At 37.3% G+C, this 22,093-nt stretch carries 18 protein-coding genes and 1 tRNA gene; 5 read left to right on the plus strand and 14 right to left on the minus strand.

Annotation, left to right across the window (positions count from 1 at the left end):
- Positions 1-6: 6 nt before the first annotated feature.
- Positions 7-699: a response regulator transcription factor gene (locus IQ215_RS00220; RefSeq protein ID WP_193799314.1), complete on the minus strand. Its 693-nt coding sequence runs from the start codon at positions 697-699 to the stop codon at positions 7-9.
- 663 nt (positions 700-1,362) lie between these two features.
- Here IQ215_RS00220 and IQ215_RS00225 point away from each other — a divergent pair.
- Positions 1,363-1,581 (plus strand): chlorophyll a/b-binding protein, encoded by a 219-nt coding sequence (locus IQ215_RS00225; protein ID WP_069790582.1) that lies wholly within the window; start codon positions 1,363-1,365, stop codon positions 1,579-1,581.
- Between the two features lie 308 nt (positions 1,582-1,889).
- Here IQ215_RS00225 and IQ215_RS00230 read toward each other — a convergent pair whose 3' ends face one another.
- The gene (locus IQ215_RS00230) at positions 1,890-2,810 is read right to left on the minus strand and encodes an NAD(+) kinase (RefSeq protein ID WP_193799315.1); all 921 of its coding nucleotides are present in this window, start codon (positions 2,808-2,810) and stop codon (positions 1,890-1,892) included.
- Between the two features lie 80 nt (positions 2,811-2,890).
- Here IQ215_RS00230 and ovoA point away from each other — a divergent pair, with 80 nt between their 5' ends.
- The gene (ovoA, locus tag IQ215_RS00235) at positions 2,891-4,213 is read left to right on the plus strand and encodes a 5-histidylcysteine sulfoxide synthase (RefSeq protein WP_193799316.1); all 1,323 of its coding nucleotides are present in this window, start codon (positions 2,891-2,893) and stop codon (positions 4,211-4,213) included.
- Between the two features lie 360 nt (positions 4,214-4,573).
- Here the strand turns inward: ovoA and ilvB are convergent, their stop codons facing one another.
- The 4 genes from ilvB to IQ215_RS00255 all read right to left on the minus strand — a co-directional run bounded on the left by ilvB (position 4,574) and on the right by IQ215_RS00255 (position 9,864).
- On the minus strand, positions 4,574-6,271 hold the full coding sequence (ilvB, locus tag IQ215_RS00240; RefSeq protein ID WP_241735215.1) for a biosynthetic-type acetolactate synthase large subunit: 1,698 nt from the start codon (positions 6,269-6,271) through the stop codon (positions 4,574-4,576).
- Positions 6,272-6,445: 174 nt separating this feature from the next.
- Positions 6,446-7,333 carry an alpha/beta fold hydrolase gene (locus tag IQ215_RS00245; RefSeq protein WP_193799318.1) on the minus strand — a complete coding sequence of 296 codons (888 nt, stop codon included), beginning with the start codon at positions 7,331-7,333 and terminating at the stop codon, positions 6,446-6,448.
- 55 nt (positions 7,334-7,388) lie between these two features.
- On the minus strand, positions 7,389-8,507 hold the full coding sequence (locus tag IQ215_RS00250) for a mechanosensitive ion channel family protein (protein ID WP_193799319.1): 1,119 nt from the start codon (positions 8,505-8,507) through the stop codon (positions 7,389-7,391).
- 268 nt (positions 8,508-8,775) lie between these two features.
- On the minus strand, positions 8,776-9,864 hold the full coding sequence (locus IQ215_RS00255; protein ID WP_193799320.1) for a mechanosensitive ion channel family protein: 1,089 nt from the start codon (positions 9,862-9,864) through the stop codon (positions 8,776-8,778).
- A 236-nt stretch (positions 9,865-10,100) separates the two neighbouring features.
- Here IQ215_RS00255 and IQ215_RS00260 point away from each other — a divergent pair, with 236 nt between their 5' ends.
- Positions 10,101-11,537 (plus strand): cytochrome ubiquinol oxidase subunit I, encoded by a 1,437-nt coding sequence (locus IQ215_RS00260; protein WP_193799321.1) that lies wholly within the window; start codon positions 10,101-10,103, stop codon positions 11,535-11,537.
- An 82-nt stretch (positions 11,538-11,619) separates the two neighbouring features.
- Positions 11,620-12,621: a cytochrome d ubiquinol oxidase subunit II gene (cydB, locus tag IQ215_RS00265; RefSeq protein ID WP_193799322.1), complete on the plus strand. Its 1,002-nt coding sequence runs from the start codon at positions 11,620-11,622 to the stop codon at positions 12,619-12,621.
- 244 nt (positions 12,622-12,865) lie between these two features.
- Here cydB and IQ215_RS00270 read toward each other — a convergent pair whose 3' ends face one another.
- The 4 genes from IQ215_RS00270 to IQ215_RS00285 all read right to left on the minus strand — a co-directional run bounded on the left by IQ215_RS00270 (position 12,866) and on the right by IQ215_RS00285 (position 16,431).
- Entirely contained in the window at positions 12,866-13,984 is a 1,119-nt protein-coding gene (locus IQ215_RS00270) for an FAD-dependent oxidoreductase (protein ID WP_193799323.1), read from the minus strand.
- Positions 13,981-15,078 carry a hybrid sensor histidine kinase/response regulator gene (locus tag IQ215_RS00275; protein ID WP_193799324.1) on the minus strand — a complete coding sequence of 366 codons (1,098 nt, stop codon included), beginning with the start codon at positions 15,076-15,078 and terminating at the stop codon, positions 13,981-13,983. Before IQ215_RS00275 ends, IQ215_RS00270 begins: the two co-directional genes overlap by 4 nt.
- A gap of 133 nt (positions 15,079-15,211) precedes the next feature.
- Positions 15,212-15,793, minus strand: coding sequence for an RdgB/HAM1 family non-canonical purine NTP pyrophosphatase (gene rdgB / locus IQ215_RS00280; protein ID WP_193799325.1), 582 nt, complete (start codon positions 15,791-15,793; stop codon positions 15,212-15,214).
- A 134-nt stretch (positions 15,794-15,927) separates the two neighbouring features.
- Positions 15,928-16,431: a DNA-processing protein DprA gene (locus IQ215_RS00285; RefSeq protein WP_193799326.1), complete on the minus strand. Its 504-nt coding sequence runs from the start codon at positions 16,429-16,431 to the stop codon at positions 15,928-15,930.
- Positions 16,432-16,576: 145 nt separating this feature from the next.
- Between IQ215_RS00285 and IQ215_RS00290 the strand changes: the two genes are divergently transcribed.
- Positions 16,577-16,650, plus strand: a tRNA-Val gene (locus tag IQ215_RS00290).
- A gap of 8 nt (positions 16,651-16,658) precedes the next feature.
- Here the strand turns inward: IQ215_RS00290 and IQ215_RS00295 are convergent.
- From IQ215_RS00295 to IQ215_RS00310, 4 genes are all read right to left on the minus strand, one after another.
- On the minus strand, positions 16,659-17,048 hold the full coding sequence (locus IQ215_RS00295) for a hypothetical protein (RefSeq protein ID WP_193799327.1): 390 nt from the start codon (positions 17,046-17,048) through the stop codon (positions 16,659-16,661).
- Between the two features lie 492 nt (positions 17,049-17,540).
- Positions 17,541-19,811, minus strand: a complete 2,271-nt coding sequence (gene pflB / locus IQ215_RS00300) for a formate C-acetyltransferase (RefSeq protein WP_193799328.1) — start codon at positions 19,809-19,811, stop codon at positions 17,541-17,543.
- A gap of 310 nt (positions 19,812-20,121) precedes the next feature.
- Positions 20,122-21,042 (minus strand): SGNH/GDSL hydrolase family protein, encoded by a 921-nt coding sequence (locus tag IQ215_RS00305; RefSeq protein ID WP_193799329.1) that lies wholly within the window; start codon positions 21,040-21,042, stop codon positions 20,122-20,124.
- A 6-nt stretch (positions 21,043-21,048) separates the two neighbouring features.
- Complete coding sequence (locus IQ215_RS00310; RefSeq protein ID WP_193799330.1) at positions 21,049-21,900, minus strand: SHOCT domain-containing protein; 852 nt, start codon at positions 21,898-21,900, stop codon at positions 21,049-21,051.
- Positions 21,901-22,093 lie beyond the last annotated feature (193 nt).

Here is a 22,093-nt window from a genome sequence, read left to right on the forward strand (position 1 = left end):
TCGGATTTAAACTTCAAATTTGTAGCCAACTCCCCTAACCGTAAGGATAAAATGGGGATTATTACAGTCTTTCTCTATTTTTTTACGAATTTGTCCAATATGCACATCAACAACCCGATTATCTCCAATGGGATTGTTATCCCATACATGGCTGACTAAATCTTCTCTACGCCATACTTTCCCCGGATTATTAGCAAGGAAGTAAAGTAAATCAAATTCTAAAGTTGTTAGAGTGATTACTTGCTCATTAATTTTGACTTCTCTGGTTTCAGGATTAATAATTAAATTATCAATGGTAATTAAACTTTCTGGAGAAGATTTAACAATTCTCTGTCTTTTAAGAATTGCTTGTACTCTAAATTCTAATTCTTCTAAATCAAAAGGCTTGGTTATATAATCATCTGCCCCCGTAATGAAACCTTTTTTTTTATCTTCCAAATCTGTACGACTGGTGAGCATCAACACAAAAACATCGCTAGTGTTTTGCATTTCGGTGCATAAGTTGTAACCTAAGGTATCGGGTAAATTAATATCTAAAATGACTAAGTCAGGTTTAAATTCGCCAAAAATGTTTATTGCTGTTTTACCATTATTGGCATACTCAACGATATAGTCTTTTTTTTGTAAAAAACGACTGACTAAATTACCAATACTAATATCATCATCAACAATTAAGATTTTTGGACAAGTGATACTCATTTTATATAGTCATTATAGTTAGTAATGGAAATGGTTTTATTCTTTTAATCGACGAATTAGTAAAAAATTTTTTGTTTAAGTTAACTACGATTTTATTAAATTGTACCGTATATTTACTGATTATAAAGTTATAATAAACATTCTTCACTGAAAAATATAATCAAAATCATTTCACACTAAATCCCTAAATCAAAATATACTTTAGCTCAATGAATTGAACCATAAATTGATAACCTTACCATTGATGACAAGATGGTTAGAAAATATCTCATCCCTCGCTCTGCAATGAATTATATCAAATTCGGATAATTTGTTATCAATAGATTGTATCTTTGTATCCCCACCGTGTAATTCATTACACGGCTAATGGTAGTTCGTTCAATAAATTGAACTATTCTACCTTTACCCCCCATCACCCTTACTCCTCATCTCCCATACTCCCCATCACATGAAACCTCACTCTAATTTGTAAGTAATCAAGCGGACTTGACATTACAAGCCTAAAAGTTGGTCGTTAAATAAATTGAACTTTGATCCACGGATTTAGTATAAGCAGTCAATTACGGCTAACCGAAGAAAAACCGAATGTCAATTACTTGTTACAAAAGTTTATATTATGTTATAGTTATTTATATACGCAATATATAACAAATTATAACTTTTATGGATAGTCGCACTAATACATACGTAACAGAAGATCAAGGTCGTTTAAACAACTATGCCGTTGAGCCTAAAATGTACGTTGATTCTAGTCAACAATTCGGTTTCAATAAATATGCTGAAAAATTAAACGGTCGTTTAGCAATGATTGGTTTTATTTCCTTAATTGGCTTTGAGTTATTGACTGGTCAAGGTTTAATCGGTTGGTTAACTAACCTATAAGAACAAATTTTCTTTTTCACCATAGCTTTCTAGTTAGTTGCAATCGCACATAATATTTAAACACTACATTAAAGGATGAGGAGCTTGAGAGACGCTCCTTATTTTTTTTGTGTCAAGACGAATAGAGTTCATCTCAATTTAGGATAATGGGTTATGAGTAATATCAGTTTTGGGCTGTAGGTTAGAGGTGTGATGTTGCTTAATTACAGTGTGAAATATATTTTCATGATCAAAACCGGTGATTATAAACAATATCACGACTATTGCCCATTGCCCCCTTAACCAGAAAATTTTATCTCGAACCCAAGTTAATTACGATGATTGTTATCAGAAGAAATTCTAGCGCCCGTCCATTGCAACTTTTCTCGGATGGTTTTATAAAAAGAATGGGATTCCCGTAGAATGATAAAATTAGCAAAACATTCCGCCATACGTACCGATACCCATTGCCCAGGCCAAATGGCGGTACTAAGCGCCCCATCCATCCATAACTTATTATTTAACTCATAATCCCCTAACGTCCAGACATTCACCACCGAACCGGCAGGTAACACCAAAGGGCGACTAGAAAGACTGAGAGGACATATAGGGGTAACGGCGATCGCACTCATGGCAGGATGAATAATAGGCCCCATAGCCGACACCGTATAACAAGTAGAACCCGTGGGGGTAGAAATAATTAAACCATCTCCATGGTACTGATCTACTACCTCCCCATCAATCTCCATTTCCAACAAAGCCGTAGGCATCCTATCCAGACAAGCAGGTTTAATACACATCTCATTGAGACAATAAAAATCATCACTCACCGCCTCTGGTTGCCCTCGATTCAACTCAAAAACCTGAGCCTTAAGCATCATCCTTCTTTCCACCGCATACAAATCAGCTGATAACCTATCCCAAAGATGCTCGGTATCCTTAAACAAAGAAAAAGGTTCAGTCAAAAAACCTAAATGCCCACCCACATTCACCGCCAACATGGGAATCCCTTCAGGGGCGAGGTGTCTTGCCGCCGCCAAAATAGTGCCGTCTCCCCCCAAAATAATACCCAAATCAATTTTATCCGTGGCAGAAGCCAAAAAAACAGGATAAGGATTATCCTTCACACCGCTAGGCCCTAGTAAAACTTTACAACCCCTAGCCTCTAATTCTTGGGAGCATCTTTCCGCCCATTTTTTACTCTCCCTATCCCCTGCCTTGTAGGCAATAATTACCTGTTGTAACTGCACAATATTTAATTGATCTGTTTTTTCTCATTGTACTGGCATCTTTGAACGGATAACATAAAAGAAAAGTATAATTTAAAGCCATGATCAATAATCCTTTATTACCCCTCAACTCTTGCACCAAGGAAGACATTATCAATTATCTGGAGTGGGGATGGCAAAAGGAAGATATTTTATTTAAAAGTATTTTGAGCCGTGATACTTATTATCTTAATCCTGATCCGTTGCGTAATCCTTTAATTTTTTATCTGGGACATTCTGCGGTATTTTATATTAATAAGTTGGTCATGGTGGGGTTACTAACCCAAAGGATAAACCCTGATTATGAAAGGCTTTTTGAAATGGGGGTTGATCCAGAATTTCCCGATGAGTTACAAAAAACCCTTGCCCATATTCGTCAACAATCCCTCGAGGATGTGTGGGCATATCGTAACCAAGTTTATCAAACTGTTATCAAAGTAATTAATAATACTCCTTTATCTTTACCCATAACTATGGATAGTCCATGGTGGGCTATTGTAATGGGTATGGAACATCAGAGGATTCATATTGAAACTTCTTCGATGTTGATTCGCCAGTTACCTCCTCATTTATTAGCCAAGCCTGATAGTTGGAGTTATGCGCCTTCTTTGGGTAAACCTCCAGCAAATGAAATGGTTTTGGTGGGTGGTGGTAAGGTGGTTTTGGGTAAAAAGGATGATGATTTTCTCTACGGTTGGGATGTGGATTTTGGTAGTAGGGGGGAGGAAGTTAATAGTTTTTTGGTTAGTAAATATATGATTACTAACTATGAGTTTTTGGATTTTGTCAATGAGGGGGGTTATGAAAATAAGGGTTTTTGGAATGAGAAAAGTTGGGCATGGTTGGTTGAGGAAAATCGCCATCATCCTAAGTTTTGGCTGAAAACAGATGATGGTTATCAATATCGAGCTATGTTTGATTACATCGATTTACCTTTAGATTATCCCGTGGAGGTTAACCACTATGAGGCGATCGCATTTTGTCGTTATTTAAGCCAAAAAAGAAGTAAAAAATATGCTTTGATGAGTGAAGCGCAATGGCATTTGGCTTCTATGGGTAACGATGATATAGATAACTATAACCTCAATCTGAATTATCAATCTCCTACCCCCGTGGGAAGCATTAAAATCGCTCACAGTCAAAGAGGAGTATATGATATTAGGGGTAATGTGTGGGAATGGTTAGGAGATAAATTTACTCCTTTATCTGGTTTTAAATCCCATTTTCTCTATGAAGACTATTCCCAACCCTTTTTCGATAATCGTCATTATCTGTTAGTGGGCGGTGCGTGGATTACCAATGGTGCAGAAGCCACCCGTTATTATCGTAACTGGTTTCGCCCTTATTTTTATCAACACGCAGGATTTAGAATTGTAGAAAAATAAGATAGAGCTTAATTAAGTGTAGGTTGTAGGCATTATATCAAGTTCGCTTGATTACTTACACATTAGAGTGAGGTTTCAGGTGATGGAGAGTATGGCAGATGAGGAGTATGGGTAGAATAGTTCAATTTATTGAACGAACTACTATTAGCCGTGTAATTCATTACACGGTGAGGATACGAAGATACAATCTATTGATAACGAATTATCCGAACTAGATATAATTCATTGCAAAGGGAGTGATGATATATTTTTTAGATCGGATTGGGTATAATTCATTTGTTAATTGTCCATTGTTTACCCAGCGAATTTAGTCCAAAAACAAAAAAAACTCCCTCCATGGAGAGGGAGAATTAAACAAAATTAACCGAAATTAGGAGGCTCTTTTGGCAAACCTAACATTTCAGCATTACATTTACCCGGGGCTACCATGGGATAACAATTTTCATTGGATTTTACCTGAACATCCATTAAAACAGGGCCATCATGGTTGAGCATATGGGCGATCGCCCCTTGTAACTCATCTCGACTACGAACAACCATACCCTTAACCCCAAAAGCCTGAGCCAACAGTTCAAAATTAGGCATACCTGTGGACATATTAGAAGAAGAATAACGCTCCCCATAAAAAGTCTCCTGCCACTGACGAACCATGCCCTGCCAACCATTATTAATGATGACAATTTTCGCCTTAATATTATACTGAGCCAACGTCGCCAACTCTTGGAGATTCATTTGGAAACTAGCATCCCCACTAATACAGATAACCTCCTCATCAGGCAAAGCCACCTTAGCACCCATGGCCGCAGGAAGCCCATAACCCATCGTGCCTAATCCCGCACTAGAAATCCAACGACGAGGCCCAGTCTGTAAAAATTGAGCCGCCCACATTTGATGTTGTCCTACATCGGTAGTATAGTAAGCATTAGGAGCTTGACGGCCCACCTCCACAATCACCTCTTGGGGAGACAAAGCCCCTTCAGGTTGAGGAACTTCCAAAGGATAATCCCGTTTCCATCGTTCAATTTCTGCCAACCAATCTTGAGTGATGGTTTCCTCAGGTAAATTTAACTCATCCAAACGATCCAAAATTTGAGTTAAAACTTGACGCACATCCCCCACAATCGGCACATCAGGACGGCGATTTTTACCCACTTCCGCAGGATCGATGTCAATGTGAATAACCTTAGCACGGGAAGCAAACTCATCTAACTTACCCGTCACCCGATCATCAAATCTAGCACCTACCGCAATCAACAAATCACAACCAGTCACCGCAAAATTAGCATAGGCAGTGCCGTGCATCCCTAACATACTCACCGAGAGAGGATCATGTTCATCAAAAGCGCCCAATCCCATCAAGGTAGTGGTGACAGGAATTTGGAAACGATGGGCCAGCGTCTTAACTTCCTCGTGGGCATTAGCTAAAATAGCTCCACCACCCACATACAACAAAGGCTTTTTCGCCGTACTCATCAACTCGATGGCCGCATTAATTTGGCGGGGATTTCCCTTCACCGTAGGCCGGTAACTAGCTAACTTCACATCTCCCGGATTGACAGGCACATAATCACACTCCTCTAAACCCACATCCTTAGGAATATCCACCAACACAGGGCCTGGTCGTCCCGTACTAGCAATGTGGAACGCCTCGGCAATAATCCAAGCAATATCACGGGCGTGACGAGCCACATAGGAATGTTTAACAATGGGTAAAGTAATGCCAAAAATATCAGTTTCTTGGAAAGCATCAGAACCAATAGCCGCACGGGGAACTTGACCTGTAATAATTACCATGGGAATAGAGTCCATGTGGGCCGTAGCGATGCCCGTTACAAGGTTGGTCGCCCCAGGGCCTGAAGTGCCAAAACATACCCCTACCTTACCTGTTGCCCTGGCGTAACCATCGGCGGCATGGGATGCTCCTTGTTCGTGGCGCACTAAGATATGTTTTAATTCTCCTCTGGCTTCAAAGCGATATAGTTCATCATAGATAGGTAAAATTGCTCCCCCCGGATAACCGAAAATATGTTCCACACCATGACGGTGAAGGCTATCCATAAGTGCGAAAGCTCCAGTTTTTTTAACTGAAGCTGCATCAGGGGACAGTTTTACAGGGGAAAAGTTAGAAGCTACCATATAAGTTTTTTTATTTCATCGGCAATGATCTCTATCCTTACTATTGTAAAGCCCCTAGGGGTATCTTGTAATTAGTTTTTGTTTATTTGTTACATTTTACAGACATTTTTCCATCCAATCACTGATAATTTGACTCACTTGTTCGGGGGCTTCATCGTGGGGGCAATGTCCTGCATTAAGATAATATTCGGTTAAATTGGGGCAGAATTGCTTAAATTTAGCTCCCCTTTCTTTGGTTCTCATCCAGGGGTCTGCTTCTCCCCAAATGGTCATTAAAGGGCATTCTAGTTGCTCTAGGAGATGATCTATGCTATCTCCTTGGGGATTTTTGAATACCGATGCAAACACTTGCAATGCTCCTTTGTCGCAGGAGGGGCGGTAAATGTCTTCGATAAGTTGTTCGTTGATGGCGCTGTTGTCTAAGTAAACTTTTTCTAGGGTTTTGCGAATATTTTTTTTATTTCTGAGGCGTTGAAAGAGAATGTATGATACCCATGATTGTCGTAAGACTAAACCTATTATTTTTTGAGTAACATTAGGGGTTTTTTTCTGGGCATCGGAAAAGGGGCCTGCGCTGTTAATGAGGATTAATCCTGCCACACTATCGGGAAATTCGGAAGCTGTACAAAGGGAGGCATAGCCACCTAAGGAGTTTCCTGCGAGGATGGTTTTTTGCCCAATGTTTTCTTGGATGAAGTCGTTTAATTGTTGTCGCCAAAGAGTGCCGTTGTATTCCCAAGGTGGTTTTCCTGAGCGTCCAAAACCGAGTAAGTCGATCGCCCATACTTGGTAATTTTCTTTTAATATATGAATATTTTTGCGCCAATGATCTGTTGATGCTCCAAACCCATGGACTAAGAGTAAGGGTGGTTTATGGGGATTGTCTATTCCTCCTTTTACATAGTACACTTTTTCCCCTCGCCATTGCCAATATTCCCCTGGCTGTGAAGGTGTATCGTGGATTGATTTATTTAAAACTTCCATATCTTATATTTAGTTTTATTAAGTTATATTAATAATTATAGCCTTGCTTTAAAACCTAGAGGGTGACGGGGGAATCGACATAGATGGTGGGTTCTTGCATGGTAAAGTTAATGCCATGGGTAGTAAGTTGTTGGGATATGTTATCGTTGGCTAGTTCTAGGAGTCTTTTTCTGAGTTTGATAGAGCTTTCGTTAGAACCGAGAATGAAAAATGTTACTCTGGCTCTGGTTTGCCGTTGATGTTCGGGGACAAATAATGCTACTTTGGTACTATCGGGATCTATTCCGAATAGGGCATTGGTACATTTTTTAACCACGTCTTCGACGAGGGCTTGTTCACTGTCTGCAAGGATGTTAACAAAGTCTAGGTAAAGTAAGACCATGACTTTTTTTCCTCGGGTGACGTTTTCTATTTCAATATTTGCCATCATGGAGTTAGGCAATATCATCAAAGTTCCTTTTCCTGGTAATCTTATTTTAGTGGATCTTAAGCCGATGGATTCGACTCTACCGTATAGTCCACTATTGAGCCTGATATATTCCCCGACAATGAAAGGACGGTCTAAATATATTACACAAGTTCCGAGTAGTTGTTCTAGGGTTTTTTGGGCGGCAAAGGCGATCGCAATTCCCCCTAAACCTACACTGGCTAATAAACCCACCAAATTTATATCTAATCTTCGGGCAAAGGCAAGGGCGGCAATAAAACCAATTAAGACGTTAACGATGGTTTCTACGACTAATAACAATTCATCTACTTCTTTTCCTAATTTTTGAATTAAGTTAATACCGTAAATAATTATCACTTGTCGAAATAAACGGGATGCTAACCAAGCAATAATTAAAATTAAACTAAGATCAATGATAAATTCTAATAGGTTATATAATCCTTCATAACTACGAATAAAGTTAAGGGATAGTGACCATAAAATTAGTGTTCCTGCTAAACGAAAAATATTTTGTAATGGATCAATTATTCCTTGATAAAATTCTGTTAATGGTTTTTGAGCAAATTTAGAAATTATTACTTTGACATAAAATGGGGTATATCTTCCCACAAAAAAGGATGCTAATAAAAGTAGTATAAAAAAACCAAATTCATACACAAAGTTAAGAAAAACTTGATAGCCTTCTTGGGCTTCTAAAAATTCGAGAATGTCAATAATATTTTCCATATTTTTCTACATTAATATTGTTTGATAAATAAGTTTAAATAAACTAGATTATAAAATAATTACTATTAACTATTTAATAATTATTTTGTAACCATTCAAAAAATGGCATTGCTTAATTATGGTATAAAACATAGTTAAATTACATAAGAAACTAAGACTTCTAAATATTAGAACCGTTTCCTATTCCCCATGGTTGATGAGGGAAGTCGAGATGCCCTGTTTCCTTTCTCAACAAGAAATCATACTTAAAATAAGCAACGCCAAAAAATTAAATAGTAATGGGAGAATCTACATTAATGGTTTCATCCTCAATGGTAAAATTGATACCATAATTCTTGAGCTGAAGGGTAATATTTTCCTTCGCAATGTCTAATAATTGACGTCGTAAATCCATCGAAACCCTTTCCGAACCTAAGAGGAAAAAACTGACTTGAGCTTGGGTATAATATTTATTTTTTCCTTGATTTATATCTTCAAATTTAACCCCCGTATTTTTAGGATCTATGCCAAAAATGTCTTTGGTGCTATCAATAATTATTTGTCTAATTAATGCCATTTCATCTTCATCTAAAGAAGTATTGAAAGTAAAATAAACTAGAGAAATAATCTTTTTTGCTCCCGTATAATTTTCTATATTGACTTGGGTTAAAGAACTATTGGGAATAATCATTAATGTTCCTTTCCCTGATAATCTTATTTTAGTAGATCTTAGTCCAATGGATTCGACCCTACCAAAAACCCCGTCAGGTAATCCGATATAATCGTCTATGCTAAATGGTCTATCTAAATAGATTACTATGCCTCCTAATACTTGTTCTAGGGTTTTTTGGGCAGCAAAGGCGATCGCCAATCCTCCTATACCTAAACTTGCTAAAAGACCAAATAAATTAATTTTATGAACTTGGGAAAAAATAAAAATAATTAGTAAAACAATAATAGCATTAGCTAAAAATTTACCAACAATTAAAAATTCACTATTAATTTTTTTATCACTTTTAAGGGCGGCATTAAGAAGATATTTGTCAAATAATAATCTAAACCATCTAGTTACCAAAAAAATTGTTAAAAAAGAAATCCCTAAACTAAGTAAAATTTCTCCAACTTGAATTAGCTTAGATTTCTCATTAACTAAGATATATATGTCTAATAATCCTAAAAACCATAGTAGAGTCACTAAACCCAAATCGGGCTGAATTACTTCCCGATAAAAACTATTACCATCGGAACGAAGAAACTTACTACTAATAAAATTTCCTAATTTCTGTAGATAAACACTGCTAATAAATATAACGACAATAATTGTAATTATTACCCCAATTTGTAGGGCTGGATCAGCATTAAAAAAAATTTCGATCATACTACTTTCACTGGTGCTTTAATCAAACTAATATTAACACTAACCATAACCGGGATTTTGTATGGTAATTAATTTACGAATTTTGTAGAGAATTTTAGGATAACATATTTACTACATTAAATCAATTAAGAAAGGATTAAAAAAAATATGTATTGCCTTTGAAGTAAAAAAGACAGTTAGTCAAAAGAAAATAATGATTAGAATGAAAAAGAATCTAATTTTGACCTATTTTTTCCATGGATTTTCTGTCAGATACACTAATTTTATCAAGGATGCAATTTGCATTCACGGCAATATTTCATATGTTATGGCCAGTATTAACTACAGGCATGGCAATTTATTTGGTAATTGTGGAAGGATTATGGCTAAAAACTAAAAATCCAGACTACTATTATCATGCTCGTTTTTGGGCTAAGTTGTATGTGTTAAACTTCGGTATTGGCGTGGCTTCTGGCTCTCCTATGGCTTTTCAATTTGGTACTAACTGGGCTCCTTTTTCGGAGTCGGTGGGAGATTTTTTTGGTAGTATTCTTGGTTTTGAAGCTACCATGGCGTTTATGTTAGAGGCTGGTTTCTTGGGTATTATGCTATTTGGTTGGGAAAGGGTAAACCCTGTTATCCACTACATTGCTACGATTTTGGTGGCATTTGGGGCAAACCTTTCTACTTTTTGGATTTTAACGGCTAATTCTTGGATGCAAACCCCCGCAGGAGGAGAATTTGTGGAGGGGAAATTTGTGGTAAGCAACTATTTTGAGGGAATGTTAAATCCTTTCATGATAAAAAGTGTTTCCCATATGTTTTTGGCTACCCTCGAAACTTCTTTGTTTGTCATTGGCGGTATTAGTGCTTGGTATTTACTCAAAAAACGTCATCAGGCTTTTTTCAATCGCTCCCTTAAAATTGTGTTAGTCGTTGCGATCGCCATTACTCCCTTACAAGTCTATGTGGGGCATTTAAGCGCCGAGCAAGTATATCACTACCAACCCACCAAATTAGCTGCCATGGAGGCGTTGTGGGATACCATTCCCGCAGGAGAAAGCGCCGATTGGAGTCTCTTGGCTGCCCCCAATAATAAAATGGAGAGTAACAATTGGGAAATCAAAGTACCTAACGCCCTAAGTTATATCCTAGAGTTTAAACCCCGTTTAAGTGAGCCTGTATTGGGCTTAAAAGAATGGAAACCAGAAGACCGTCCCTCCATGGTAGGGTTAGTATATTATGCCTTCCGTCTCATGAGTGGCATTGCTTTTGTGTTTGTAGGCATCATGGTAGTATCCGTCATTCAATGGCTGAGGGGCAAATTTACCCCCGAAAATTTGGCAAACCAAAAACTACTCCTGTGGGCTTGGATATTCAGCGCCCCTACGGGTTATTTAGCGGTGGAGTCAGGGTGGATAGTGCGTTGTGTGGGTAGGCAACCCTGGGTTGTTTATGGGCAAATTCGCACGGCGGATGCGGTTTCCAATTTACCTGCGGGAAATGTATTAACTTCCTTAAGTATCTTTTTGGCTATTTATACTTTACTTTTCTTTTCTGCCCTTTATTTTGGTAGTCGCATCATCCGCAAAGGGCCTAATTTTGATTTACCTTTACCGGGGGCAAGGGATGAGGAAACCCCTTTAGATGTCAATCCGGCTAAACATATTCCCAACAGTCGCCCCATTAATTAGGTTTTGGGTGGTACGGACGTACCATGGTACGTCCGTACAGGTGTCAGGTAGTACGTCTTTGTAAATTTAAGAAATTTTTATCATGGAATCATTAGATTATTTGTTGCCTTTGGTATGGTTTGCCATTTTGGCTTTATTTTTGTTTATGTATGTGATGTTAGATGGTTTTGATTTGGGGGTTGGTATCCTTTCCCTGACTTCTTCTACGGAGGAAAGGAGAGGTATATTAATGACGAGTTTAAGTAATGTATGGGATGCCAATGCTACTTGGTTAATTTTGATGGGGGGTAGTTTATTTGGGGCTTTTCCCCTTGCCTATGCTACCATTTTAAGCTCTCTTTATATTCCTATTATGATTATGGTAATCGGGTTGGTTTTTCGCACGGTGGCGTTTGAGTTTAGGGAAAATTCTGACAACAAGTTTTTTTGGAATGTAGCTTTTGGTATTGGTAGTTTAGTGGCAACGGTGGGGCAGGGTTTTGCCCTTGCGGGGGTAATTGAGGGTATCCATGTGGATGAAACGGGGCATTTTATTGGCTCAACTTGGGATTGGTTTAATTGGCGTAGTATTATAATTGCTTTAACTTTGGTTCAAGGTTATGTTTTAATTGGTTCTTGTTATCTGATTATGAAAACTTCTGGTAGTTTACAGGAAACCCATTATAAAACTGCTAAAATTGCTTCTATTACTACGTTACTCGGTGCGATCGCCATTACCACAGTAACCCCCATTTTTTCTATTTTCGCCAGAAATAGACTATTTGAAGAACCATTTATTTACATCTTTAGTGCTATTCCTATAATTGGATTAAGTTTAGTTATTTGGCTATTTATTAGCCTTAATAAAAAACAAGAAAAAATTCCTTTTATCCTGACTATTTTAATATTTTTACTCACCTTTGTGGGTTTAGCATTAGTCGTCTTTCCCTACATTATTCCCCCCACCATTACCATCTATGAAGCGGCCGCTTCCCCTAGCTCTTTGGTATTTATGTTAATATTTATCGGCTTTTTAATACCAATTATGCTGTTTTATAACATCTACAATTATTTTGTATTCCGTGGCAAAGTTAGCGCAGAATAATATCAAGTTTAATTTGAAAAATATATCATTACTCCCCTTGCAATGAATTACCTTTGTAAAGGCGTGAATAATTGACAATTGACAATGAATAATTGAACTATTTTACCCTTACTCCCTATCTCCCATACTCCCCATCTCCCATACTCCCTATCTCCCATACTCCTCATCTCCCATACTCCCTATTTCCCATACTCCCCATCTCCTTAATACTTGCATTGAAGTTGCTGATTTTTGGAGCAAAATTCTAAATCGAAAATTGTTTCATAAATTTTTTATCAATGTAATCTTTAAGCCACCACAACCAACTAGAATGATAGGCAAGATTTCCCCAAATTGCCACGGCTTTTTGATTTCCTGTACCGATTAAACTTAAATAAAGAGACTGGGGGTAGTAGGGTTGTAGGTTTTTTCCTTGTACTATCAATTTCCAATTTTGATATAAAGGTTTTCCTTGTCTGACGGCAAAAACTCCCGCTTTAGGGCAAGGATAATTTTTGATGGTGGCGATGTCTCCTGTGGCAAAAATATTTTTATGGGATACACTTTGTAGGGTATTACTAATTAAAATAAATCCTTGTTCATCAAGGGTGATTTCAGTATTTTTAAGCCAAGGTGCAGGAGAAGGGTTGGTGACTAAAAATGTATAGTCGCTGGATATTTTTTCTTTTTTTTGGGTAATAATTGCATTGGGTAATATTTCAATAATTTCTGTGTTAAAAATTACTTTAATACCTTTATTTTTTAAAATTTTACTAACAATATTTATGGCTAATTGATTATAATTACGGAGAATTGTTTCATTCCTACTAATAACAGTAATGTTAACTTTTTTAATAGTATTAAGATTAGTTAGTTTTTGGAACATATTTAGGGCTAGTTCTACTCCTCCTGCCCCTGCTCCAATAATATTTAAATTAATATTTTCTTGATTTGTTTGATGACATTTACTAATAATTTTATCCCATTCTTTTAGTAAAGTTGAGACGGGTTTTGCAGGGATGCTATATTCTGTTGCTCCTTTTATCCGAGATTGTTTGGGGGGGCTTCCGATGTCGATGGAGAGGTAGTCATATGGAATAATTTTCCCTGATTTACAAATTACTTTTTGTTGTTTAGGATTTATATTAATCACTTGATCAATAATTAATTTTATTTTAGTTTTTTTACTTAGTTTTTCTAGGTTAATATGGGTTTGTTCAAAGTTATAATATCCTGCAATATAGGCGGGGAGCATTCCTGAATAGGGAGTATTTTTTACTTCATTAATTAAGATAATTTCAATATTTTTTATGGGATTGTCATAATACATTTTAAGGGCGATCGCATGGCTATGACCACCCCCAATTAAAACTAATTTTGTCATAATGGTTCTTCATGTTGAGGAATATTAATAATAAATTTTGTTCCTTTATTTTCTTCACTTTCGACGCTAATTTCTCCCCCATGAATTTCCACGGCACTTTTAACAATGGATAAACCTAACCCATTACCTTTTATGCCTCCAACGTTATCAGCCCTTTCAAATAATTGAAATAGTTTATGTTGATAACTATCAGGAATACCGATACCATAATCTTGTATGGTAAGACAAATATTATTTTCTTCACAGCACAACGTTAAATCTATATCTCCCCCTTCTGGAGAATATTTGATGGCGTTAGAGATTAAATTATTGAGGATATGATGTAACATTTTCCTATCAAGGTAAGCCTCACAGGATGAATGTTGACAGTGAAAATTAATGGTGTGTTTATCGTTTAAATTATTTTGCTCATCAATTAAACCTTGGAGAAATTCCACTAAATCAAACTGGTTGGGATAGAGGGTAATTTTTCCTTCTTCTGCTTTACTGATTAATAATAAATCTTCGAGAGAATCGTTCATTTCAACGATCGCACTTTTGATAAAATTAAAATATCTCTCTTTTTTATCAGGAGATAACTTATCTCCATAGTCCTTGATCAACTCAGTGTATCCCAAAATGCTGGTAAGGGGCGCTCGTAAATCGTGGGAAGCGGTAGCCAAGGCCTGAGTTTTAATTTGATTGAGTTTTTTTTGTTTCAGTAAGTCGGATTCTGTGCGGGAATCTTCTTCAAATTTAGATAAAGCAATGGTGATGGTTGTGCTGATGTCAGCAATTTTGTAAGGCTTAACCAAATAGCCATAGGCAGGAGTTTTTTGAGCCCTTTGGAGGGTTTGGGCATCCGCATAGGCACTTAAATAGATAATGGGAATTTTTAACTCTTGATAGATAGCTTGGGCGGCGGTAATACCATCCATCGAGCCTTTGAGCATAATATCCATCAAAATTAAATCGGGTAGAGAATCCTTAGCCTTTTGAATTGCTTTTTCCCCTTTACTAACAATACCAATTACCTCATATCCTAGTTTTTTTAAATCGAGGGAAAGACTCTCAGCCGCAATTAGCTCGTCTTCAACTATCAATATCTTATACATACCCTTTGAAATGGTAAATAGTCTGGGATTCTACTCTGATGATTTAATCTATAGTCTCCTTGTCTAATTATATTCCTTTGGGCTGGTTTAATATCTAAACCCTTTACAAACTTAACTTAATAATAATATGACTTCATGATAGAGAAAAAAGGTTTTTTAATAACGGTAACAAGCCCTCTAAAGCAATTCCTCGATGACTGATTTTATCCTTAGTTTTAGGGGCAATTTCTGCAAAAGTTTGTCCGATTTCTGGTATATAAAAAATAGGATCATAACCAAATCCCCCTTGCCCTTGTCGTTGAGTTAATATTTCCCCTCGACAGATGCCCTCATTTTGCAACCTTATTTTACCATCTCCAGAGGCGATCGCCACGGCACACACAAACTGAGCTTGACGATTAGTTTCCCCCTCCAACTCCTTCAAAACCCGATCAATACAAGCATCTGGGCTAGAAGCATACCGAGCTGAAAAAAGACCGGGCGCACCATTCAAAGCATCAATCATCAAACCAGAGTCATCGGCGATCGCCCATTCTCCCATAGCCAAAGCCACCTGACTAGCCTTTAACATAGCATTTTCCATAAAAGTTGAACCAGTTTCCTCCACCTCCAAATCCTTCGGCTTCAAAACCAACTCAACATCCAAACCCCTTAAATAACCCTCAAACTCCTTCAATTTACCAGGGTTACTTGTCGCCAATACTAACTTTTTCACAGACAAAATACTTTATAAACAATCAAATATAATTGTAGCCCCAAACACTCAGCCATTAGTAATCAGCTATCAGTTTCCAAAAAACACTGAAAGCCGACAACCTTTAGCTAAAACGGCATCGACAATGAACTTCACTAATCAAAGTAAAACAAAGTCACAACCTTTCTTTGCTCCTCCGCCTCCTCACAGGTTTTCATTAGAGTATGACTATCATGAAAAGCAAAACAAATTAACTGTTGACAACGAGAGATAATTTCTCGGTTACAATCCGCACTCGCTTCCCCCAAAGAGAGATGATTATGATCAGGATTTTCCACCAAGTGAATTACCTTTTGTAACTGTTCTTGAGACTCCTTAGGCTGACGATCTAAACTTTGAGGTAGAATCACCGTTAAAAGATTAGGATCAGCCCTCATCGCCCCTCTAATAGCCGCAGAATTAGTTCCTGCAGCCCCGGACGTGATTAAACGATTACCTCCCAATACAAGGGCATAACTCATCATCTCAATCAGGTGTTGATGAGTTATCGGCACATGGCGTGAACCTAGCAAAGCGATTTTCTTAGAGCTAGTTTGTTGAATAGCCGCTAATTCCTGTGCTAGGGTGTCTAAATTTGAAATTTCTAGTGCTTGACTCAAAGACTGTTAATTTATCGTTAAATTTCCCATGCTATTCTAACAAATGATTCATCATTCCGATCCAGTAATCTTTAATTTTATTGTTTTACTTCCTAAAACTTGCCTTTTATTTCAGATCTTGATATAATTTTAGACTGTAGATTAAGGACGTATAGCTCAGTTGGTTAGAGTACATCGTTGACATCGATGGGGTCGCCTGTTCGAGTCAGGCTACGTCCATATAATAATTAAGCTAAAGTTTCTGGGCAATAACCCAATCCCTTAGCAAATTGTAAACGAAAGGCTTCTATCTCCGTGGTGGTAGGGATACCATGGGAAACGATCGCCACTTGATAATCAACCATAACTTTAACGGGAGGTTCTCCCATATCAAGGCTACAAAACACTAAATTCATTTTCACCTTAGGATGATAAACATATCCTATCTCCTCTAAAAATGCTCTCAAATTCCCATACTGCCATTGGGTTAAAAGATAAGGTGCTTTGAGACGAATTATCCAACCATTAACCTGATTAACAAGGGTTAATTCCGACTCCTGAAATAAAGGATTTTTAACTAAAAAGTTGATTAGCCTAATTACTAAACTAGCATTATCAATAAAATATATATATTCCATGGTTTTCCCCTCAATTCCCCTTTTCTTTATCTTTTCTTTATATTTACAGATTATGCGTCCCTTACATAAGGGGTAAATTACCCTTTATAAAGAATCAGATATGGGGAATATTACCCAATTTCTATGGGAAATCCGTTGAAATCATAAATTATCTCCAGTTCGGGATAAAATTTTTTATTTAAGGCGGGGAATAGGGAATGGGCAATAGAAAATATATCATCACTCCCCTTGCAATGAATTATATCAAGTTCGGATAATTCATTATAAATAGATTGTGCCTTGGCAGTTGCCCCACCGTGTAATGAATTACACGGCTAATGGTAATTCGTTCAATAAATTGAACTATTCTACCTGTACTCCCCATCACCTGCCACCTGAGACATCACTCTAATTTGTAAGTGATCAAAGGGACTTGATATTAGAATTAATTTGATGCTTACAAAAAAATCCTCCCCCAATGAAGGAGAGGAGACACAGAAACAAAAATCAGGATTATAATTGAGCGTGGAAAGTACGGTTAATTACATCTAACTGTTGCTCACGGGTAAGTTTAATAAAGTTCACCGCATAACCTGACACCCTGATGGTAAGCTGAGGATATTGTTCAGGATGATCCATGGCATCAAGGAGCGTTTCTCGATTGAGGACGTTAATATTAATATGGTGTCCTGTATCGTGAAAATAACCATCCAACATCCCCGCAAGGTTATTAATTCTTATGTCAGGGGTTTTACCCAGCGCCTCAGGCACAATGGAGAAGGTATAAGAAATACCATCTTGGGCATCTTCGTAGGGCAATTTCGCCACAGAAGCCATAGAGGCGATCGCACCGTTGGTATCCCTGCCGTGCATAGGGTTTGCCCCGGGGGCAAAAGGTTCACCTGCTTTTCTGCCGTCAGGAGTGCTACCCGTTTTTTTACCATACACCACATTAGAAGTGATAGTTAACACCGACTGAGTAGGTACAGCATTGCGATAGGTTTTATTTTTGCGTACCTTATTCATAAAGGTAGTCATAATATTAGCAGTGATAGTGTCCACCCGATCATCATTATTACCAAACTTGGGATAATCACCCTCCACCTCGTAATCTACTGCCAAACCAGCCTCATTACGGATAACTTTTACCCTGCTATACTTCATCGCCGACAGGGCATCCCCCACCACCGACAAACCAGCAATACCACAAGCCATGGTGCGATAAACATCCCGATCATGTAATGCCATCTCAATACGTTCGTAAGCATACTTATCGTGCATATAATGAATGACATTCAAAGTATTAACATATAACTTGGCTAACCAGTCGATAAGGAGGTCAAATTTTGCCGTTACCTCTTCATAATCAAGATATTCTGAAGTGATAGGCGCATAGGCGGGGGCAACTTGCATCGCTGTATTTTCATCCTTACCGCCGTTGATGGCATATAATAAAGCCTTGGCAAGATTTACCCTAGCGCCGAAAAACTGCATTTGTTTACCGATACGCATCGCCGACACACAACAGGCAATGCCATAATCATCCCCATATTCGGGGCGCATCAAGTCATCGTTTTCATATTGAATCGAGCTTGTATCGATGGAAACTTTCGCCACATAACGTTTGAAGGCTAGGGGTAGTTTTTCAGACCATAAAATGGTTAAATTGGGTTCAGGGGCAGGGCCTAGGTTATAAAGGGTATGGAGGAAGCGGAAACTGGTTTTTGTCACCAAGGGGCGTCCATCTAAACCCACACCACCAATGACTTCCGTTACCCACACTGGATCTGCGGCGAATAATTGGTTATACTCAGGAGCACGGAGAAATCTTACCATGCGCAATTTGATCACGAATTGATCGATTAATTCTTGGGCTTCGCTTTCGCTGATTAATCTTTTTTCTAAGTCTTTTTGAATGTAGATGTCGAGGAAAGTAGATACACGCCCTAAGGACATGGCAGCGCCGTTTTGTTCTTTTACCGCCCCTAAATAGCCAAAATAGAGCCATTGTAGGGCTTCGGTGGCGTTTTGGGCAGGGCGACTTATATCAAACCCATAACTACCTGCCATCTCTTTTAATTCATGGAGGGCTTTGATTTGTTCGGTGATTTCTTCCCGTAGGCGGATGGTGTCTTCATCCATTACATCTACTTCGAGGGAAAGGAGTTGATTTTGTTTATCTTCTATGAGGAAATCCACCCCATACAATGCCACACGGCGATAATCGCCGATGATTCTTCCTCTACCGTAGGCATCGGGTAAACCTGTAATAATCCCCGATTTACGGGCTTTTCTCATCTCGGTGGTGTAGGCAGAGAATACGCCATCGTTATGGGTTTTACGATATTGGTTGAATATATCATGGATTAAGGGATCGATGGTATAGCCATAAGCCTCGAGAGATTTTTCTACTACCCTAATTCCACCATTGGGCATAATGGCACGTTTGAGGGGTTTATCGGTTTGTAAGCCGACAATTTTTTCTAAGTCTTTATTGATGTAACCTGCACCGTAGGCGGTGATACTAGAGGGGATTTTGGTTTCTGCGTCTAATACTCCTTTTTCTCTTTCTTGTTTCATCAGCAATTTAACCTCTGTCCACAGATTGTGGGTGGTGGGGGTTGCATCCCTTAAAAATGATTCGTCACCGTCATAGGGGGTATAATTGCGTTGGATAAAGTCTCGGACGTTAATTTCTTGTTGCCATTTTCCGCTCTCAAATTCTTCCCAGATGGGTTTGTTTTGTGTGGAGTTGGAGGCGGTTTTGTCTGTCATCATTACCATATGTTGCGATCTAGCTTTTTTCTTTTGGTTGCTAGTCCTCCTATCTCTTATTATACTTCTTGGGTTTAGGGGCGATCGTTTAGTTTTGTAAATCCTTGTAATTGATTAAGGTGCGCTGGATGAGCCAGAAATTAGCTATACATTAATACTTCCATAGCAGGTGATGGGGAGATAGGGAGATGAGGAGTAAGTTTACTAATGGTTTAATTACTCATTATTTACCCCTTTACAAGACTATAAATTGTATCCTGAACTCAAGTTAATTTATTATATTATCGATTATAATCAGCCTTATTTTTTCAATGATATTCTAGTGTAAAGTAATGTTTTTTTGCCAATGATTTACCAATAGCTTATTCCCTTCATGGCTAAGATGAATATGATCATGGTATAAGTCATCAGGATTAGAATAGCTTTTGAATAGAGGTAAAAAATCAGTATATGTAATTTCTAATTCATTAACAAGATAATTTAGTCTTTCCCTTGCTTTGATTTCATAATCTTTAGAAAAAGGAGCGAATACTTCTCTTTTTAAGGGAGTTAACGCTAGAAAAAAGTCCATTTTATCTTTTTTTGCTATTTCATAAATATCTTTAACTGCTTTTAAATTCATAGCAACCACATCTCCTGTTTCTTTCGGGATATTCCTTAAATCAGGATGAATGGGTAAAGGTAAAACTTTTTTAAAAAATTCTTCTAAGGCCAATAAGGGTTTTTTATCAGGATAATTAAGAGCTTTTCCTACTTGAATACTAGAAGGAGCAAAGCTAAATAAATCGTCGGTATTTAATACCAAAATTAAAATATTTCCCGAAAAACTTCCGTACTTTTGTAAATATGCTAACTCGTTACGAGCGCCCCAGGAATTTGCAGAAATATTTAAAACTTCTACTTGATTTAAGGAAGATTGATTATTAATAATTTTTTGCTCTAATAAACTAGAAAGAGTCTCTTTTTGATCAGTCCACCAACCACCGTTAACAATAGAATCACCCAATAATATTATGCGAAAAGTATTTTTTTCTTTCTGTTTTTTTATCTCATCATAACGCATAGAATAACTATTTATTTTAATCAAATTACCATTGCGCCTAGTAACCTGATTTGGTGCTATTAAGTATCCAATTTCAGGATCTTTAATATAAATTAAAGGATTACCAAAACCCCATTTTATTCTCAAAAATATTTCTAATAATACAATAAAAATAACTAGAAAAAAAATAAAATTCATAATCTTTTAAAGAGAAGCAATTTTTTGATCATATTCTGCTTGAGTAAGAATACCACTATTTAAAGCCTCTTTTAATTTAATCATTTTAATTCGATTACGTTCAGCATATCTTTCTCTCAGAATTTGCTCCCTTGTTTGTGCGTCCATTTGCTCTAATTTTGATGAGTATTCTTCTTGATTCAAAATACCTTGGGCAAAGGCTTCTTGTAGCTGTTTTATTTTATTCTCAATGATGCAGTTAACTTCATAATCATCAATTTGCTTTTCTAAAATAGATTTTTTTTGATTAAATTCTCCCTCCGTTAAAATGTCATTAGCAAAAGCATCCTCTAATCTAGCTATCTCCGCTTCTAAGTTATCAATAATTTCTTTTTGCTCAGAAGTTTTATAATGTGAAGAATCATTTGGTTTATCGGAATACCATACCTCAGATTCCTGAGTTTTATTTTCCATTGGTTGTACCCTTGTTAACTGAGAATTTCTTTCCAGATAACTAATTAATTCATTTTCCAAAACAAAACTCCAACTCGCCCCAGCAATTCCCGTTAAGTAGGTTAAACCTCCCGTAAAAATTGCCCCTAAACTAGCCCCTGCTATATTTTGAATCCATTTTCCCCTCGAGGTTTCGATAATGAATTCTTTTCCATTATCTTGAGAGGGATAAATCTTGACTTTAAAAGCGATGTTAGTTCCTAATATAGTACGAATGCCATCGGTTTTTTTGGCTTGAACAATATAAACACCACTTTTTAAAACTCCCTCCACTTGATATTGTTTACCCTTAAACCATAACATCACATCCTGATAAACTTTATCTAAATCTCGATAATTATTGAGTACGAAATAATTTTTTGCCATAACTCCTGATTACCCAAGGCAATATTTACTAACGTCCAAAACTTCCTAAACTTTATTATATCTACTCTTACGGTGTTGAGAGTTGAAGGATAACCACACCTGTTAAATTTATTTTGATATCCACCTTGCATTTTTTTTAAGCGATTGCTATAATAGTTATCTGTGAGCAATTCACAAACAAACCCTAAAGTCT

It is taken from the genome of Cyanobacterium stanieri LEGE 03274, from assembly GCF_015207825.1.
Taxonomy (GTDB): Bacteria; Cyanobacteriota; Cyanobacteriia; order Cyanobacteriales; family Cyanobacteriaceae; genus Cyanobacterium; species Cyanobacterium stanieri_B.

What these genes read in the sequence shown, in the direction of transcription:
- IQ215_RS00225 (WP_069790582.1), top strand. Translation starts at nt 1,363, where the DNA reads ATGGATAGTCGCACTAATACATACGTAACAGAAGATCAAGGTCGTTTA.
- pflB (WP_193799328.1), bottom strand. Translation starts at nt 19,811, where the DNA reads ATGGTAATGATGACAGACAAAACCGCCTCCAACTCCACACAAAACAAA.
- IQ215_RS00250 (WP_193799319.1), bottom strand. Translation starts at nt 8,507, where the DNA reads ATGGAAAATATTATTGACATTCTCGAATTTTTAGAAGCCCAAGAAGGC.
- IQ215_RS00310 (WP_193799330.1), bottom strand. Translation starts at nt 21,900, where the DNA reads ATGGCAAAAAATTATTTCGTACTCAATAATTATCGAGATTTAGATAAA.
- ovoA (WP_193799316.1), top strand. Translation starts at nt 2,891, where the DNA reads ATGATCAATAATCCTTTATTACCCCTCAACTCTTGCACCAAGGAAGAC.
- IQ215_RS00220 (WP_193799314.1), bottom strand. Translation starts at nt 699, where the DNA reads ATGAGTATCACTTGTCCAAAAATCTTAATTGTTGATGATGATATTAGT.
- IQ215_RS00275 (WP_193799324.1), bottom strand. Translation starts at nt 15,078, where the DNA reads ATGTATAAGATATTGATAGTTGAAGACGAGCTAATTGCGGCTGAGAGT.
- IQ215_RS00270 (WP_193799323.1), bottom strand. Translation starts at nt 13,984, where the DNA reads ATGACAAAATTAGTTTTAATTGGGGGTGGTCATAGCCATGCGATCGCC.
- IQ215_RS00260 (WP_193799321.1), top strand. Translation starts at nt 10,101, where the DNA reads ATGGATTTTCTGTCAGATACACTAATTTTATCAAGGATGCAATTTGCA.
- IQ215_RS00245 (WP_193799318.1), bottom strand. Translation starts at nt 7,333, where the DNA reads ATGGAAGTTTTAAATAAATCAATCCACGATACACCTTCACAGCCAGGG.
- ilvB (WP_241735215.1), bottom strand. Translation starts at nt 6,271, where the DNA reads ATGGATAGCCTTCACCGTCATGGTGTGGAACATATTTTCGGTTATCCG.
- IQ215_RS00305 (WP_193799329.1), bottom strand. Translation starts at nt 21,042, where the DNA reads ATGAATTTTATTTTTTTTCTAGTTATTTTTATTGTATTATTAGAAATA.
- IQ215_RS00295 (WP_193799327.1), bottom strand. Translation starts at nt 17,048, where the DNA reads ATGGAATATATATATTTTATTGATAATGCTAGTTTAGTAATTAGGCTA.
- cydB (WP_193799322.1), top strand. Translation starts at nt 11,620, where the DNA reads ATGGAATCATTAGATTATTTGTTGCCTTTGGTATGGTTTGCCATTTTG.
- IQ215_RS00255 (WP_193799320.1), bottom strand. Translation starts at nt 9,864, where the DNA reads ATGATCGAAATTTTTTTTAATGCTGATCCAGCCCTACAAATTGGGGTA.